General features: G+C 65.5%; 15 protein-coding genes. 8 read left to right on the top strand and 7 right to left on the bottom strand.

The features are described from left to right. Window positions 1-147: 147 nt before the first annotated feature. Window positions 148-1,527 (bottom strand): amino acid permease, encoded by a 1,380-nt coding sequence (locus tag V9L17_RS16130; RefSeq protein WP_337352153.1) that lies wholly within the window; start codon window positions 1,525-1,527, stop codon window positions 148-150. Window positions 1,528-1,702: 175 nt separating this feature from the next. On the opposite strand from V9L17_RS16130, the gene V9L17_RS16125 reads away from it, so the two are divergent. The 6 genes from V9L17_RS16125 (at window position 1,703) to V9L17_RS16100 (ending at window position 8,182) form a co-directional block, all read left to right on the top strand. After that, window positions 1,703-2,185, top strand: coding sequence for an Lrp/AsnC family transcriptional regulator (locus V9L17_RS16125; RefSeq protein ID WP_337345894.1), 483 nt, complete (start codon window positions 1,703-1,705; stop codon window positions 2,183-2,185). A gap of 129 nt (window positions 2,186-2,314) precedes the next feature. Next, on the top strand, window positions 2,315-3,025 hold the full coding sequence (locus V9L17_RS16120; RefSeq protein WP_337345895.1) for an NUDIX hydrolase: 711 nt from the start codon (window positions 2,315-2,317) through the stop codon (window positions 3,023-3,025). Then, the gene (gene nadA / locus V9L17_RS16115; protein ID WP_337345896.1) at window positions 3,022-4,335 is read left to right on the top strand and encodes a quinolinate synthase NadA; all 1,314 of its coding nucleotides are present in this window, start codon (window positions 3,022-3,024) and stop codon (window positions 4,333-4,335) included. The genes V9L17_RS16120 and nadA overlap by 4 nt, the downstream gene beginning before the upstream one ends. Then, on the top strand, window positions 4,335-6,137 hold the full coding sequence (gene nadB / locus V9L17_RS16110) for an L-aspartate oxidase (protein ID WP_337352152.1): 1,803 nt from the start codon (window positions 4,335-4,337) through the stop codon (window positions 6,135-6,137). The genes nadA and nadB overlap by 1 nt, the downstream gene beginning before the upstream one ends. Continuing rightward, on the top strand, window positions 6,130-7,017 hold the full coding sequence (nadC, locus tag V9L17_RS16105) for a carboxylating nicotinate-nucleotide diphosphorylase (RefSeq protein WP_337352151.1): 888 nt from the start codon (window positions 6,130-6,132) through the stop codon (window positions 7,015-7,017). Before nadB ends, nadC begins: the two co-directional genes overlap by 8 nt. A gap of 7 nt (window positions 7,018-7,024) precedes the next feature. Beyond that, window positions 7,025-8,182, top strand: coding sequence for a cysteine desulfurase family protein (locus tag V9L17_RS16100; RefSeq protein ID WP_337352150.1), 1,158 nt, complete (start codon window positions 7,025-7,027; stop codon window positions 8,180-8,182). A 101-nt stretch (window positions 8,183-8,283) separates the two neighbouring features. On the opposite strand, the gene V9L17_RS16095 is transcribed toward V9L17_RS16100, so the two are convergent. The 3 genes from V9L17_RS16095 to V9L17_RS16085 are packed head-to-tail and all read right to left on the bottom strand — an operon-like array spanning window position 8,284 to window position 10,364. Next, window positions 8,284-8,787, bottom strand: coding sequence for a GtrA family protein (locus V9L17_RS16095; protein WP_337352149.1), 504 nt, complete (start codon window positions 8,785-8,787; stop codon window positions 8,284-8,286). A gap of 17 nt (window positions 8,788-8,804) precedes the next feature. After that, window positions 8,805-9,644, bottom strand: coding sequence for a fumarylacetoacetate hydrolase family protein (locus V9L17_RS16090; RefSeq protein WP_337352148.1), 840 nt, complete (start codon window positions 9,642-9,644; stop codon window positions 8,805-8,807). A 57-nt stretch (window positions 9,645-9,701) separates the two neighbouring features. Beyond that, window positions 9,702-10,364, bottom strand: a complete 663-nt coding sequence (locus tag V9L17_RS16085) for a DUF1684 domain-containing protein (protein ID WP_337345902.1) — start codon at window positions 10,362-10,364, stop codon at window positions 9,702-9,704. Between the two features lie 68 nt (window positions 10,365-10,432). Between V9L17_RS16085 and V9L17_RS16080 the strand changes: the two genes are divergently transcribed. Continuing rightward, complete coding sequence (locus tag V9L17_RS16080) at window positions 10,433-11,230, top strand: hypothetical protein (protein ID WP_337352147.1); 798 nt, start codon at window positions 10,433-10,435, stop codon at window positions 11,228-11,230. A 70-nt stretch (window positions 11,231-11,300) separates the two neighbouring features. Beyond that, complete coding sequence (locus tag V9L17_RS16075) at window positions 11,301-12,107, top strand: transglutaminase-like domain-containing protein (protein ID WP_337345904.1); 807 nt, start codon at window positions 11,301-11,303, stop codon at window positions 12,105-12,107. A 52-nt stretch (window positions 12,108-12,159) separates the two neighbouring features. Here the strand turns inward: V9L17_RS16075 and V9L17_RS16070 are convergent, their stop codons facing one another. The 3 genes from V9L17_RS16070 to V9L17_RS16060 all read right to left on the bottom strand — a co-directional run bounded on the left by V9L17_RS16070 (window position 12,160) and on the right by V9L17_RS16060 (window position 17,073). Beyond that, a complete protein-coding gene (locus tag V9L17_RS16070) occupies window positions 12,160-12,621 on the bottom strand; it encodes a MarR family winged helix-turn-helix transcriptional regulator (protein WP_337352146.1) in 462 nt (153 codons plus the stop codon). After that, the gene (locus V9L17_RS16065) at window positions 12,621-13,730 is read right to left on the bottom strand and encodes an LLM class flavin-dependent oxidoreductase (RefSeq protein WP_337352145.1); all 1,110 of its coding nucleotides are present in this window, start codon (window positions 13,728-13,730) and stop codon (window positions 12,621-12,623) included. The genes V9L17_RS16070 and V9L17_RS16065 overlap by 1 nt, the downstream gene beginning before the upstream one ends. 127 nt (window positions 13,731-13,857) lie before the next feature. Further along, entirely contained in the window at window positions 13,858-17,073 is a 3,216-nt protein-coding gene (locus V9L17_RS16060) for an efflux RND transporter permease subunit (RefSeq protein ID WP_337352144.1), read from the bottom strand. Window positions 17,074-17,138 lie beyond the last annotated feature (65 nt).

The following is a 17,138-nucleotide window of genomic DNA, read 5'->3' as shown; positions in this document are numbered from 1 at the left end:
ACATTCCACTGACCAAACTGCCAAAAGTTGCCGCCCTGTTGACCATGTTGCCTAGCAACTTGCTCATGTTGCGGCGCTCCCGTCTGCCCGCCCAACTGGGTAGCAGCAAGTGTCGTTATGAGCGTCCATAACGACATTTAGTGCTACCTACTTGGGCTGCCGTTCGCGGCTGGAGAGCCGGGCACCGATCCAGCAGGCCGCGGCGAGGCAGGCCACCAGGGCGAAAGTGCTGAGCAGCTGTGCACGGCTGCTTTCCGCACTGAAGCCGACGGCGAAGATCAGGCCCAGGAGAACCAGTCCGAGGATGGTCAATCCCGGATAGCCTTTCATTCGCAAGGGCAGCGCAATCCCGTCACGGTCTGCCCTGCGGCGCAGGATGAGCTGCGAGACAAGGGCTGTGCCCCACACCACCAGGCAGGTGGACCCCACCAGCTGGAAGAGGGCCGGGAGGATGCGTTCCGGGAACAGGAGCTCCAGCACCGTTGCGGCAAAACCAAAGGCCACGGAGACGCCAACAGCGAGCGCGGGCACGCTCGCCCTGCTCAGCCGGGACAGGAAGCGCGGCGCCTCGGCGCGTTCGGACAGCGAGTAGACCATCCGGGAGGCGCCGTAGAGGTTGGCATTCAGGGCGGAGAGAAGCGCGACGACGGCCACCAGCGTGATTGCCGTGCCGGCACCCGGGATCCGGGCGGCATCGAGAACGCCAGCGAATGGCGACGCGAGGCCCTCTGAGGTGGCAGGCAACACTGCTGCAATAACAAAAACCGAGCCGATGTAGAAGACCAGGATCCGCCACACCACCGTCCGGATGGCCTTGCCCACGCTGTGTTCGGGGTCCTCGGTCTCGGCTGCGGCAACGGAAACGATCTCCGTGCCACCGAAGGCGAAGATCACCACAAACAGGGCGGTGGCCACTCCGCCGAGGCCCGCCGGAGCGAAGTCTGTTGAGATGTTGGCCAGCCCCGGCGATGTGACGTCGGGAAGGAGGCCCAGCAGCAGGCTGGCGCCGACCACCAGGAAGAGCACGATCGCGGCGACTTTAAGGATGGCGAACCAGAACTCGAACTCGCCGAAGTTCTTGACTCCGGCGAGGTTGATGGTGGTGAACACAATCATGAAGATCAATGCAAGGGCCCACACGGGGATGATCGGCCAGACCGAGAAGAGGAGCCCTGCCGCCCCCAGGGCCTCGGCGGCAATCACGACGACGAGCTGCAGCCACCACAGCCATCCCACGGTAGCGCCCGCTGTCTTCCCCAGTGCGCGTTCGGCGTACACCGAGAACGCGCCGCTTGTGGGGTTGGCGGCAGCCATTTCCCCCAGCGCCCACATGACGAGGATGATGAGCGTCCCGGCCACCAGGTATGAAACAAGGACGGCAGGCCCGGCTGCCTGGACTCCTGCGCCGGAGCCCAGGAACAGGCCGGCGCCAATCGCGCTTCCCAGCCCCATCATGGTGAGCTGGCGGGGTTTCATGGTGTGGCCGAGGTGGGTTTCCGGCCGCACGTGCGCGGACTTCATTGTCATGCCTTTTGAACCTTCTTGGGGTGTAGGTGGTGGTCCTCGTGGGACCACTCGAATTTACCGCCTCGCCCGCCGGCCAGCGTGCGGCCGTCGTGCCATCATGGACTCAGATTGATTAGTCATCACGGCAAGGGGCTCACAGGTTGCCTCTTTGCGCTGGCCCCAGAAGGAAAATTGTATGAATGTGGATGCCTTAGACGCCAAAATTGTCCGATTCTTCACTGACTCGCCGCGGGCCTCGGTGCTCGAGGCCTCCAGGGTGCTGGGCGTGGCCCGCGCGACGATCCAATCGAGGCTGGACAGGATGACGGAGGCAGGGGTGATCAGTTCCTGGGTGCCGCAGCCCGATCCCGCCAGCTTTGGCTTCCCGGTGGTGGCCTTCTGCTCCCTGACCATCAATCAGGACCTCGGCCATGACGCGGTAGCGGAAGCGCTCGCTGCGATCCCCGAGCTCATTGAAATCCACACGGTTTCGGGGAGCTCGGACCTGATGGCAAGGATCGCCGCGCGCTCCAACCCGGATCTCCAGCGAGTGCTCGATGCCATGATTGCCACGAAGACGATCCTCCGCGCCTCCTCGGTCATAGTCCTCAATACGCACTTCCAAGGGCGGACGCTCAACTTGCTGGAAGCGGCGGCTTCGACCGCCCCGGCCCGATAAGACGACCAGGCGGCCTGCGGACCCCGCGTCGGTCCAAGTTGCGAAACATTTTGATAAGCGCCCCGCTGGCCTTAGAATCAGTTCTAGTCATTATGACTTTAACTGCCGTGGAGAGAGTGGGTGGAAAGCATGTACACCAGCGCAGCCAATGTGGCCGAACGCCGTACCGCGCCGCCGTCGCTCGCCATTTCCACGGTCATTTTCGCCCTCCGCCCCAGTGAAAAGTCCGGGCGCCCCACTTTGTGGATCCCGCTGGTCCGCCGCATCCGTGAACCATTCAAAGGGCTGTGGGCACTGCCCGGGGGGCCGCTGACCCATTCGGAATCCTTGCAGGACGCGGCGTCGCGCAACCTGCAGGAAACCACCGGCCTGGCACCGAGCTACTTGGAGCAGCTCTACGCGTTTGGCGGTTTGCACCGCTCCCCAACCCAGCGTGTTGTCTCCATCGTCTACTGGGCCCTGGTACAGCCAACCGAGGCCGCCCTCGCCGACGAATCCGAAAACGTCAGGTGGTTCCGCGCCGACCGGCTGGGCGACCTGGCCTTCGACCACAACGCCATCGTCGACTACGCCCTCTGGCGGTTGCGGAACAAGCTGGCGTACGGCTCAATTGCCTACCACTTCCTGGGCGAGTACTTCACGCTGGCCCAAGTCAGGGAAGTCTACGAAGCGGTCCTGGACCGCCAACTGGACCCGGCCAACTTCCGCCGCCAGATCATCTCCACGCCGGAGATTGAAGAAACCGGCGAATACCTCCAGGGCGGAAAACACCGCCCGCCCCGCCTCTACCGCTTCACCGGCCGCCCCGGCCTTGACCCAGATAACAGGAGCACCCCATGAGCAGCGTCAACACAGCAATCCAGCTGATCACGCGCGAACAGGCCGAAAGCGCCGCACGCACCGCGTCCGCAGGCAAATCAACGTGCAGCCCGGCACTCGCCAAAGGGCCTTGGGACTACGATCTCGCCGAGGCCCTGGCCGGTGTGCCCGCCTACGGCCCGGGAGCATCCAGCGCAGACGTTGCCCCCGCCGCTACGCCCCGCCAGGGTCAGCTGCCCGAAGAATACAAGCTGGCCACCGACGCCGAACTCGACCAGCGGATCCGCGCGGCGAAAGCCACGCTGGGGGACCGTGCCGTGATCCTGGGGCACTTCTACCAGCGCGACGAGGTCATCCAGTACGCCGACTTCGTGGGTGACTCCTTCCAGCTGGCCAACGCCGCGCTGACCAGGCCCGACGCCGAGGCAATCATTTTCTGCGGTGTGCACTTCATGGCGGAAACCGCGGACACGTTGTCCCGGCCCGAGCAGGCCGTCATCCTGCCGAACCTGGCAGCCGGCTGCTCCATGGCTGACATGGCGGACACGGACTCCGTCGAAGAATGCTGGGAACAGCTTGAGGAAATTTTCGGCACCGAGCCCGACGCCGACGGCCGCGTACCGGTCATCCCCGTCACCTACATGAATTCCTCCGCAGCCCTGAAGGCTTTCTGCGGCGAGCACGGCGGCATCGTCTGCACGTCCTCCAACGCCCGCACCGTCCTGGAATGGGCCTTCGAACGCGGCCAGCGCGTCCTGTTCTTCCCGGACCAGCACCTGGGCCGCAACACTGCCAAGGCCATGGGCGTACCGCTTGAGCAGATGCCCATGTGGAACCCCCGCAAGGAACTCGGCGGCAACGACGAACAGGCCCTGCTGGATTCCCGTGTCATCCTCTGGCACGGATTCTGCTCGGTCCACAAGCGCTTCAACGTGGCCCAGATCGAGAAGGCCAGGATCGACTTCCCCGGTGTCAACGTCATTGTCCACCCCGAGTGCCCCATGGAAGTCGTGGACGCAGCCGACTCCGCCGGTTCCACCGACTTCATCAAAAAGGCCATCGCTGCGGCTACCGAACCCACCACGTTCGCCATCGGCACCGAAATCAACATGGTCAACCGGCTCGCCGCCGAATACCCCCAGCACACCATCTTCTGCCTGGACCCGGTGATCTGCCCCTGCTCCACGATGTACCGGATCCACCCTGGCTACCTCGCCTGGGTTCTGGAGGAGCTTGTGGCCGGCCGGGTGGTCAACCGCATCACCGTCGCGGACGCCGTGCAGGCGAACGCCAGGACAGCGCTCGAGCGTATGCTCGCCGCCAGGCCGTAATGACCGCCATCCCAGCCGTCGGACAGACCCCGGCCGCTGCCGACCGCAGCTCTGCCCCCCAGCAGCTGATCGTCGTCGGAAGCGGCATCGCGGGCCTGTACGCTGCCCTCCTGGCGGCGGACGCGGGCGTCGATGTAGTGGTGCTGACCAAGGGTGCGCTCGCAGACAGCAATACGTTCTACGCGCAGGGCGGGATCTCAGCGGTGCTGGACGAACCTGCGCCGGGCGACACCGTTGCTGCCCACATCGCAGACACCCTCACTGCGGGTGCCGGGCATTGCAACGACGAAGCTGTGCGCGTGCTCTGCACTGAGGCGCGCAGGGACATCGCAGGCCTGGTGCGGTTCGGTGTGCGTTTCGACCAGGATCACGACGGCGGGCCCTCCCTTGGCCTCGAAGCCGCCCATTCCGCTCCACGGATCCTCCACGCCGGCGGCGATGCCACCGGCGCGGGGGTGGTCCACGCCCTCATCAACTCCGTGCTGTCGCAGCAGGGAACAGGAAAGATCAGGATTGTCGGGCAGGCTCTGGCAACCGAACTGATGATGGACGGCCACACCGTGTGCGGTGTCAGGTACCTCCACGGTGGCCGGAGCCTGAGCGTGCAGGGAGACGCTGTTCTGCTGGCGACGGGCGGCGCCGGCCAACTGTTTGCCCAAACCACCAACCCCGCTGTTGCAACCGCCGACGGACTGGCCCTCGCATGGCGCGCAGGCGCTGCCGTGGCTGACCTTGAATTTTTCCAGTTCCACCCCACCTGCCTGGTTCCGTCCCGGACCCAAAGCCCTGCGGACGCCGACCCCTTGTTGATCTCGGAGGCCGTCCGCGGGGAAGGCGCCGTCCTGCTGGACGCCCTGGGCAGGCGCTTTATGCCCGAATACCATCCGGACGCCGAACTGGCGCCCCGGGACGTCGTGTCCCGCAGCATCGCCCTCCACCTGGCCAAGCTCGGGGATCCCAACGGCCACGTTTACCTTGACGCAACCGTCATCGAGGCTGCCAAGGGTGCAGGATTCCTCGCACGACGGTTCCCAACCCTCAGCCAGCGCACCCGCGAAGCCGGCGTCGACTGGACCCGCGAGCCTGTACCCGTGGCCCCGGCGGCGCACTACTGGATGGGCGGTGTCGCCACCGACCTCCACGCCAGAACCTCAGTTCCCGGGCTTTATGCCGCCGGTGAAGTTGCGTGCACGGGCGTCCAGGGCGCGAACCGGCTCGCCAGCAACTCGCTCCTGGAGGGTCTTGTCTTTGGCCGGCGTGCTGTTGAGGCGTTTCTTGGGGGCAGCGCTGCCGTGCCTCCTTGGGAGTCGCCTGACGGCACTCCTCCGCGTGCTGTCTCGGCCGCTGGCGGCCTCCCCTTGACGCACGCTTCCGGAGCACCCTCAGGCGACCTTGAACAGTCCAGTATGGGTGCTGGTCGGGAAATGCTTCCGGCCGACGCGTCCGAGTGGGGGACTGTCGTGCCCGAGCCAGAGCCGTTTTCGCGGGACGCCCTGCGGCGGTTGATGACTGCCAAGGCCGGGGTGCTTCGGAATGGCGTGCTCCTTGAGGAGGCGGGGGGCTTACTGGAGGCTTGGGCCGGCGTCGTGCGTCCTGAGGTGGTTCCCCGTGACGGGGACCCGCGGGCGCACGAGGACGCCAACCTGTTGCTTGCCGCCCGGCTGCTCGTGGCTGCGGCACGGCAGCGCACCGAATCCCTGGGCGCCCACTACCGCAGCGACAGCCCTGCCGAAGCCGCCGACCTGCACGAAGAACTTGAAGAGACCTACACCCGCCCGAAAGCGAGCCTCGTCCATGACTGAATCCACGGTGTTTGACCTGGCCCTCCCCACAGCGCCGGTGCGGGAAATCCTGGAGCGGGCGTTCGCCGAGGACGCCCCTGCCGGTGACATCACCTCGCAACTGCTGATCCCAGCCGAAGCCAAGGCAACTGCCGTCCTGAACGCGCGTGTCCCCGGCGTCTTCAGCGGCGCCACCGTGTTCCGGGACGCCATGCTGCTCATCGACCCGGATACCGACGTCGAGCTCCTGCTCGCCGACGGTGACACGTTCGACGCCGGAACGCACCTTGCCCGGGTCACCGGCCGGGCACGCTCTGTGCTGCTCGCAGAACGAGTCGCCCTCAACCTGGTGCAGCGCATGTCCGCCATTGCCACCAAAACGGCAGAATTCGTGAAACTCACGGAGGGCACCACTGCCCGGATCACCGACACAAGGAAAACCACCCCGGGGCTGCGTGTCCTGGAACGCTTTGCCGTCCGGTGCGGGGGAGGGGCGAACCACCGATACAGCCTGTCGGACGCCGTCCTGGCCAAAGACAACCACCTGGCGGTCATGACCGGCGGCGATCCTGCCAAACTGACCGTGCTCCTGGCGGCAGCCAAAGCCCAGCTCGGCCACACCACACATTTCGAAGTGGAAGTGGACAGCATCGACCAGATCGAGCCGGTCCTGGCAGCCGGGGTGGACACGATCATGCTGGACAATTTCACTGTGGAAGAACTGCGTGCCGGTGTGGCACTGGTGGGCGGCCGTGCACGCGTCGAGGCAAGTGGGAACGTCAACCTGCAGACGGTGGCCGGAATTGCCGCCACGGGCGTGGATGTCATATCCATTGGAGGGCTGACCCACAGTGTGGCGGCGCTGGACCTGGGCCTGGATGTTGAGCTAAGCGTCGGATGAGTGCATCGTGATTTTCCTCGACGCCGCCGCCACCACCCCGGTCCGCCGCGAGGTGCTCGATGCGATGTGGCCTTACCTGACCGGCGAATTTGGCAACCCCTCCAGCCATCATTCACTGGGCGAAGCTGCCGCCGCGGCGCTCGCGGACGCTCATGCCGCCGTCGCCAGTGTCCTGGGCTGCCGGGCGGGGGAGGTGACTTTTACCTCGGGTGGTACCGAGGCGGACAACCTTGCCGTGAAGGGGATAGCCCTGGCACGGCAGGCCTCGGATCCCCAGCTCAACCGTGTGGTGGTCAGCGCCATCGAACATCCAGCCGTGGAGGAGTCGGCACGCTACCTTGAGCGGTTCCACGGGTTCGCCGTCGACGTGGTTCCCGTTGATGCGACGGGACTGGTCACGCCCGAGGCGCTCGCCGCCGTGCTCGGCCCTGAGACCGCTTTGGTCAGCGTGATGTACGCCAATAATGAAGTGGGTACCGTCCAGCCGATTGCAGATTTGGCAGCCCTGGCACGGGCACACGGCATCCCGTTCCACACTGACGCTGTCCAGGCCGCAGGCTGGCTTCCCCTGGACGTCAAAGGGCTGGGGGTGGACGCATTGAGCATTTCAGGCCATAAGCTCGGGGCGCCGAAGGGCTGCGGCGTGCTTTACGTCCGAGGCCGGACCCGGATTGAGCCGCTGGTCCACGGCGGCGGACAGGAACGCGGACGCCGCTCGGGCACCGAGAACGTGGCCGGAGCCGTGGGGCTGGCCACAGCCCTCACTCTGGCCCAACGGGACCAGGCCGGCCTTGAGGAGCGGGTGGCAGGGCTGCGTGACGGCTTCGTCGGCGCTGTGCTCGACGGCGTGCCGGGGGCCGTCCTGACTGGCCACCCCACCAAACGCCTGCCTTCCGTGGCGTCATTCTGTTTCCCCGGTACCAGCGGGGAGTCCGTCCTTCTCGAACTGGAACGGCAGGGCGTGGTGTGTTCCAGCGGTTCGGCGTGCGCTGCCGGCTCGGACGCGCCGTCGACGGTCCTGACCGCGCTGGGCATCCCTGCCGAGGTGGCGCAGACGGCGGTGCGGTTCAGTTTTGCCTCATCCGTCAGTGCCGCGGACCTGGAGGCCGCTGCCCAAGCCGTGCTGGCCGCCGTCGCGAGCGTCCGGACTCTGGGCCGGGCCTAAGCTCCGCCCCCAACTAAGTAGCAGCAGATGTCGTTTTGACCGCTGAAAACGACATTTGCTGCTACTTAGTTGCCAAGGCGCGACGCGGTTCAGGGAAAGCGTCAGATGTGCCGGGCGCGGCGGAAAATCCAGTGCCGGAGCATGGTGAACCTGACAGCCGTCGCCAGGAAACCGGACAGCGTGGTGGTCCAGAGTTCGTCGGCAACGCTTGCCTCCGGTTTCAGCCAATGCAGGACGCCCAGGCTGCTGCCCGTGATGAACAGGGCTACGGCAATAACGATGAGACCGTTCAGGTGGTCCCGAGCCATCCGGCGTTGCCCGGTGATTTTGAACGTCAGCCTGCGGTTCATGGCCGTGTTCAGCAAAGACGTGGCAACCAGCGCTGCGGCATTGGCCAGCTGTGGGCCCAGCCAGGGGCGTAACAGGGCATAGAGCCCCAGCGAAGCGGCCGTGCAGACGATGCCCACTCCGGTGAAGCGGATGAGTTGGCGGACGACCGGGAACCGTAGAATCCCCCGGTAATGCCTGGTGGCGGGAGCCCGACGGCCTTCGTGGACGCCCGGCTGCTGCGTCTGCGGGGCGGCGGGCGCAGCAGGGGATTCCATGGGTCAAGCCTGACACATCAGGCCGCGGAACACTCCCAAGGCGCTGCCTTCACAGGGTTGGTGAGTTCGCCAATGCCCTCCACCCGGCAGGTGACCGTATCGCCGGGAGCGATGGGCGCGCACTCTGCCGGGAAGCCGGTAAGGACCAGGTCTCCCGGGTGCAGGGTCATGAAGGATGTGAGGTAGACGAGTATCTCGTCAACCTTCCAGCCCAGGTCCGCGCTGCTGGCGGCTCCCAGTGCCTCGCCGTTGTGGACGATGCTGATGGCTGCATCGGCGTCGTCCAACGCGGTAACGATCCACGGTCCCACAGGCGTGAAGGTGTCCTGGCTTTTGGCGCTGATCCAGAGCTCGTCCGAGTTTTGCAGGTCCCGGGAGGTCACGTCGTTGCCGATAGTGAATCCCAGCACTGCAGCGCGCGCATTGTCCGGAGTCAGTCCCCGCACCTTGCGGCCGATGACGACGGCCAGCTCCGCTTCGGGGTCTACGTGGCCGGCATCCGTTGCCAGCTCGATGGCGTCGCCGGGGCCGATCACGCTGGTGGCGGCTTTGTGGAATGCCTGCGGGGGCAGCTCACGGCCCGCACTGCCCGTGTTGTGGGCCATGCCCAGCACATTGGCCGGGACGCTGGGCGCAAGGAACTCGAAGCCCTCCTGGTGCACCCGGTCTCCGGGCTCCCATCCGGGGCGCGGAGTGCTCGACGCATTCGCCGGGGAACCCGGGAAGGGAGTGTCCACCACCGTCCAGGTGGCGCCGGCATCGCTGGCGAAGTCGGCAGCACTGTTGGCTACAAAGAACTGCTCGCCTGGTGTGGCGGGGGAGGCCGGACGGACTCGGGCAAGTCGCAGCTGGGTCATGGGCGTTCCTTGAGAGATGTGCGACGGCGGCAGGCGCCTGCTTGCTGGACAGTCAGGTCAGTACAGTTCGCCGGCCGGGATCTCGACGGCGAGGCGGTTCGAGGGGCCGGCCAATGGGCACGCCCACGCCTCGTTGTAGGCGCAGGAAGGGTTGTATGCGAAATTGAAGTCAAGGACGAATTCCGCACCGGGTCCGCTGCCGTGAACACCGTGGAAAGCGCCCTTGATGGTGTCGATCAGGTAGCGTCCTGCACCGTAACTGCCTCCGGGCTGACCTGCCGTTGCGTCACGGAACGGCACAAAGATGCCGCCGCCGTACCCCACAAGCTTCCACACGGCGAGCTGCCCCATCTCCGGAAGGTCGAACGTTCCCAGCCGGACAAAATTGATCACGCCATCCGTGGCGGTTTCCACTGACATTTCCCGGCCGGCGCCCTCCAGCGTCAGCGGCACATGGAATCGGTAGATGGGATCGTAGTCTGCCGTCCTGAGCCCTGAGAAGCGTGCCTTGTCCTGGGCTGTCAAAGCAGACGCGGGATGCGTGGCGAACATCCGGTCGCGTTCGTGCCGCCAATACGAATGGGCCTCCGCAGGGCTCTCTACCGAAATCTTCCGGACCATTTCATACAAAGCGAACGTCCGCAGGCGCCAATCTGCAATGTCGATGGCGGAGATGTCCGCCGGGCTGTCATCCGCCACGCCATACTGCTCTTCCGCCATAGCCACCAGCCTAGTGCCTCGGAGCGCGCTTCCGTCGCGGCGGCGGCACCCGGCGCTACGCTGGCTGCATGACGCGCAAGAGGACAGTGTTTGGGTTTCGGATCATGGCTCTGCTGGTGGGCGGCGGCCTGGCCGCCGGGTGCAACGCGCCAGGCCAGGCTCAGCCGTCCTGGACCGCGGAGCCGGAGGCGTCCCCGTCAACTTCTTCCCCCACCGGGACGGTCACGCCGTCGGGTGATCCGACGGCGACCCAGGAGTCCGGCTCCCCCTCGCCTGGGGCGGCGGCAACGTCAGCTGCATGGAAGACCTTCTCGGATGCCGGCAAGAAAGTGAGCTTTGAGTTGCCGGAGGAATGGATCGCACAGTCTGTGACCCCTGAGGAAGGGACGCTGGCCGGTGCACTGAAGGTGGAGGTAAAGAAGCCGGACGGTACCGTTGTTGCGGCGCTGCGGACGGGACTGCCGCCGTCGGCCCCTGAATGCGCGGAAGCTGCGCGCCGGCCCTACACCGTGATCAGCAGCCTGCCCGTGGACCTTCCGGCGCTGACAGGCGAAGGGACCATCGCCCCGCACGTGGTGTTCAGGGTGATCCAGGGCTACCGGTATTTCGGGTCCTTCGGGATCACGAACATTGTGGGCGGCGCCGACGGCCAGGCGTGCGAACTGCGCAACGTGGTCCGCGGTCCGGCTGGCAAGGGCGATTACTCCTTCGGGGACCTGCCGGTGCTCAAGGCGTTCGCGCCTGATGAAAAGGTTGCACCGGCCAAGGCCTTTGACACCCTCGACCAGGCGGCCAAGTACGTGGACGAGGGGACCGAATTCGCTAACGTCCAACGGATGCTAATGTCTCTGGAGATCAAGAACTAGTCCTGCCGCCGGCCCACCCTGCCGGGCCGAGTGGAGACTGGCCAGCCGCTTCCACACACCCCGGAGATCCATGGACCGCTCTGTTTCCGCACGCCTGGTTTTCAGGACCGTAGCCGACACCAAGGTTGCGCTGGCCATAACAGTGGCCAGGAACCCCGGCTACACCTCCTTTGAGGAATCCCTGTCAGTTACGGCGGACGGGGCGCAGGTGGCGCTGACGGAACTGTCAGACCACCACGGCGGCAGGATCCACTACATGGAATTCCCGGACCCGGCCGAGGTGACTGTTGAGTATTCGGCCTCGGTGGGCGGCCAGGCCACCCCGGAGGACGCGCCGCTGGAGGACCTTATCCGCTACGTGCGCCCCAGCCGTTACGCCGAGTCGGACCGGCTCCTGCCTACCGCCTATGCCGAATTCGGCGGACTCCACGGCGAGGAGCTCCTGCAGGCCGTGCGGAACTGGGTTTACGGCGAACTAAGGTACATCAGCGGATCCTCGCGCGGGACCGACGGTGCGGTGGAAACCCTCCTGCACCGCCGGGGAGTCTGCCGGGACTTCGCCCACCTTGCCATCGCCCTGCTGCGGTCCAAGGACATCCCCGCGCGGCTGACGGCTGTCTATGCACCGGGACTGAGCCCGATGGATTTCCACGCTGTGGCCGAGGGCCACATCAATGGTGCGTGGCACGTCATCGACCCCACGGGGCTGGCCCCGCGGGAATCGATGCTCAGGATTACGGCCGGCCGCGATTCCGCCGATACCGCATTCCTCTCCACGGTCGGAGGCAGCCTCACCCTGAACCAGATGAACGTCACCGCCGTCGTGAACGGCAGCCTGCCGGTTGAGGATCCAGCCAAGCTCGTGGTGCTGCGCTAGCGGACCGGGACCCGGCGCCGCGTCAAGTGGCGCCGGGTCCTCGGAAGCACTGTTAGTGGCGTGCGCCTACAGAATGGCGCAGCTTCTCGGTGAGCCGCTTCAGTTCCTTCTGCTCGGCCGTGGTCAGGGCCGGCCCCAGGAGCCCGGAGATATCCCGGACGTGTTCCCGGCCAATGTCCTTCTGCAGCTCTGCGCCGGCTTCGGTCAGCTTCAGCAGCACCCCCCGGCCGTCGTCCGGGGCCGGCATCCGTGCCACCAGTCCGCGCTTTTCCAGCCGCTCCACCAGCCTGCTGAGGCTGGACTGGCTGAGCAGGACGTTGTCGTTGAGCTCGTTAAGCCTCAGCCAACCGGACGGACAGCGGGAAAGCGTGAACAGGACGTCGTACTCGTTCAGCGCCACCTTCCTGAAGGCGGGCCCGGCCTGGAGCTTACGCATGACCGCCACCTGGGCCCGGAACAGGGACTCCCAGGTCTCGGCGGCCAGCCGGACCGGTGATTCGCCGTCGGTTGCCATCACGCCTCCGAAGGGCTTGTCTCGGTGCTCTGCGCAGCCAGCAGCGTGGCGACCCGGCCGGCATGCGTGGGCGGGTCCGGGACGTGCGCGGGCTTGAGGGCTGCGTACTCCTTGCGCAGGACCGGCAGGACCTCCTCACCGAACAGGTCAAGCTGTTCGAGCACGGTCTTCAGCGGCAGGCCGGCATGGTCGATCAGGAACAGTTGGCGCTGGTAATCGCCGAAGTACTCACGGAACGTCAGGGTCTTCTCGATGACTTCCTGGGGGCTGCCCACGGTGAGCGGGGTCTGCGAGGTGAAGTCCTCCAGCGACGGGCCGTGACCGTAGACCGGCGCGTTGTCGAAGTACGGCCGGAACTCCTTGACGGCATCCTGGGAGTTCTTCCGCATAAAGAACTGGCCGCCCAGCCCCACGATCGCCTGGTCCGCCTGGCCGTGGCCGTAGTGCTCGTAGCGTTCGCGGTACAGGCCAATGAGCTGCTGGTAGTGCTCCTTCGGCCAGAAGATGTTGTTCGCGAAGAACCCGTCACCGTAGTACGCGGCGACCTCGGCGATCTGGGGTGTGCGGATGGAGCCGTGCCAGACGAAGGGGGCGACGCCGTCGAGCGGGCGGGGTGTGGAGGTGAAATTCTGCAGCGGGGTCCGGAACTTTCCGGACCAGTTCACCGTGTCCTCGTCCCAGAGCCGGCGCAGCAGGCTGTAGTTCTCGATGGCCAGTTCCACGCCGTCCTGGATGTTCTTGCCAAACCAGGGGTACACCGGGGCTGTGTTGCCACGGCCCAGTACCAGGTCCACGCGCCCGTCGGCCAGGTGTTGGAGCATCGCGAAGTCTTCGGCTATCTTGACCGGATCATTCGTGGTGATCAGTGTCGTGGCCGTGGACAGCGTGATCCGCTCGGTCTGTGCTGCGATGTAGGCGAGTGTCGTGGTGGGAGAGGAGGAGAAGAACGGCCGGTTGTGGTGCTCGCCGATGGCGTACACGTCCATGCCGATTTCCTCGACCTTTTTGGCGATCGCCACGGACGCCTTAATGCGCTCGTTCTCCGTGGGGGTCTGTCCCGTGGTGGGGTCAGTAGTGATGTCGCTGACGCTGAATACGCCGATCTGCATGATGTGCCTTCCGTTCTGGATGTCCGTGGTGGCTTATCACCACTATAGCCGATTTAGATGCATATGCATCTATCGACGGGTACAACACTTCCCGGACGGGATTATTCCCTGGTTGTCCGTGGCGGCTTTAGGCAGGGTCTCCAAGTGCGGCGCGGCGGCCGCTGACCTTGGGAACCATTCCGGTGGTCCAGTCACGGAACTCGTCGTCGACGTCGGTTGCCGGGCCCAGCTCCGGACGCTCATGAAGAGCCCGGAGCAGTGCCTTCTTCTCGCGCCGCCCCTCCACCAGCCGGTACAGAACGGGGACCAGGACTAACGTGAGGGCGGTGGATGACACCAGCCCGCCGATCACCACGACGGCGAGCGGCTGGGAGATGAAGCCACCGCCACCTGTCAGGCCCAGCGCCATGGGCGTCAGAGCGAACACTGTGGCCAATGCGGTCATCAGGATGGGACGCAGGCGCTGGCGGGCGCCGTGGGTGATGGCGTCCGCCACTGACATCCCCGGCTGGCCGTCACCGGGTTTCCGGTACTGGTTGATCAGGTCGATCAGCACGATGGCGTTGGTCACCACAATTCCCACCAGCATCAGCATGCCGATCAGGGAGGGAAGACCCAGCGGCACCCCGGTCACCAGCAGAAGCGCGACGGCCCCGGTGGCCGCGAACGGGACGGACACAAGCAGGATGAGTGGCTGGACGAGGGACTTGAAGGTGGCCACCATGATCACATACACAATGGCGATGGCGGCCAGCAGGGCCAGCCCGAGCTGCCGGAAGGACTCTGCCTGCTGGGTGGTTGCCCCGCCCAAAGTGGCCGTGACCCCGGCCGGAAGCTGAACATCATCCAGGCGGGACTGGACTTCGGCGCTCACGGCGCCAAGGTTGGATCCCGACGGCGTCAGGGAGACTTTCGCCGTCCGTTGCCCATTGCTGGCGGTGATGGAGATCGGAACCTCGACCTGTTCCACGGAGGCTATGCTGCCTAGGGTAGCCCGTCCGCCCGGAAGCGGGATGTTGCGGACGGCCTCGACACTGGTGAAGCGGGTCCCCTCGCCGATTTGCACGGGGAAGTCGTCAGTATCAATCCGCACCGTTCCTGCCGGGACCGGGCTGATGGTGGAGGCAAGCACGCCGGCAACCTGTTGCTCGTTCAGTCCGGCTGCCACGGCCTTCGCACGGTCAACCTTGACCTGGACAACGTTTTGGCTCGCTGCCAGGTTGGTGGCCACCTCGCTGGTGCCCGGTACTCCGCTCATCGCTTCCACCATCGCGTCGCTGGCGGTGCGGAGGTCGGCGGACGTGGCAGCGCGGAGGGTGATGTCCACTGTGGACGATGTGCCGAAGCCACCCTGCTGCGTGCCCACGGAGATCTTGCCGGCGTCGGGGACGTCTGCGAGCCGCGTGCGGACTTTCTCCTGCAACTCTGCCTGGTCCGCTTTCTCATCCGTGACCACGGTGAAGGTCGAATTGGAGGCGCCGGAGGATACTAACGCGGCGAAGCCGGCCTGGGCATTGCCGGAAGTGACCTGAACAGTCTTAATGCCTTCAATGCCGCGCAGCACTCCTTCCACCCGGACAGCGGCGGCACTGGTCTCGGAGAGGCTGGTGCCGCCCGGCAGGACCTGGCGCACAGTCAGGCTGTTTTGTCCGGACTGGCCCAGCAGGTCAGTGGCCAGCAGCGGTGTCATGGCGCCCGTTGCTACAAGCACCAACCCAGCGGCGATCAGTGTGACAACCGGATGCTTCTGGGTCTTGGTCAGGATGGGCACGTAGCCACGCTGCAGCCTGCTTCTCTGCTCGGCTTCCAGCGCCTTGGCCCGGACGGCCGCGGCGGATTCGCGTGCGGCGGGGGACCCGGGGAGAGCGGCCGACGGCGACTTCAGGAACCAATACGCGAGCACAGGGACAATGGTCAGCGACACCAGCAGGGAGGCCAGCAGCGCCATTGTGACGGTGAGCGCGAACGGGCGGAAAAGCTCGCCGGCGAGTTCGCCAACAAACGCGATGGGAAGGAAGACGGCCACCGTGGTCAGCGTTGAGGCGGTAATCGCCCCGGCAACTTCGCGGATGGCGGTCAGGATGGCGGTCACCTTGTCCTCACCGTAGGCGAGGTGCCGTTTGATGTTCTCGATCACCACAATGGAGTCGTCCACCACGCGGCCGATGGCGATGGTCAGGGCACCCAAGGTCAGGATGTTCAGGGAGTAGCCCGTCGCGGACAGCCCGATAAAGGTGATGAGCAGCGACAGCGGGATGGACACGGCTGTGACCAACGTAGAGCGCGTGGACATCAGGAACACCAGGATGACGGCGACGGCGAAGCCCAGGCCCAGCAGGCCCTCAGTGGTCAGGTCCTTGATGGATTTCTCAATGAAGGGTGCCTGGTCGAACACCTGCGTGAATTTGGCGTTGGAGCCCAGCTCCGCCTCAAGGTCGCCGATGATGCCGGCCACGGCGTGGGAGATGGCGACGGTGTCGCCTTCCGGCTTTTTGGTGATGGCAACGGCCAACGTTTCCTTGCCGTCCGTGCGGGAGATGGAGGTCCGTTCATCGTCTTTGAGTGACACGTCCGCCACCGAGCCGATCGTGGCAGGCGCCTTCGTACCGGCAAGGGGCAGCGCTTTGATCGCGTCGAGGGAGTCCACCGGACTGCCGATCTGTAGGGAGAGGGTCTTGCCCTCTTCCTCGATGGTTCCGGCAGGAATCAGCGCCCCGTTGTTGGACAACGCATCGCGGATCGCCGGAATGGTTGCTCCGCTGGACAACATGGCATCCGCGCGTGGCAGGATCTGGATGTGCTGGGTGGCGCCGCCCGTTACATCGGCGCTGCGGACGCCGTCGATCTTCTGCAGCCGGGGGACGCTGAGCCGCTGCAGGTCGGCATTAAGCTCGCTCAGTGATTTGTCCGAGGAGACTGCCAGGAACAAGATGGGGAAATCGCTGATGCTGCCGGCGATGGCCTGCGGCTGGACGTCCTCCGGCAGCTGGCGTTTGGCGTTGGAGATGGCCCGGTCTATCTGGTTCCGCGCACGATCAAGGTTGGAGCCGTACGTGAACGTCATTGAGATCTGCGAGACACCCGTGCGCGACGTTGAGGACGTTGACTCCAGGCCTTCGACGCCGTTCAGCGCCTTCTCCAGCGGCTCGCTGACCTGCTTGTCCACTACCTCCGGCGAGGCCCCAGGCATCGCCGACAGCACCGTGATCTGCGGGAACTCGATGGAAGGGATCAGTTCCTGCTTCAGCGAAGACATGGTGATCACCCCGAACACCGACGCGAAGACGGTGATCAGGGCGATCAGCGCCCGGTTCGCCAGTGAAAGTTGTGCCAGCCGGAACATCGCATGGTCTCCTGAAGGGGTTGGCGGACTGGTACGGACATCGAACTGCTGCCCGCCGACCCCGA

It is taken from the genome of Pseudarthrobacter sp. CCNWLW207, from assembly GCF_037203945.1.
Classification (GTDB): Bacteria; Actinomycetota; Actinomycetes; order Actinomycetales; family Micrococcaceae; genus Arthrobacter.
Note: the sequence above shows the minus strand (reverse complement) of the source record. Positions and strands in the feature narration are given on the sequence as shown.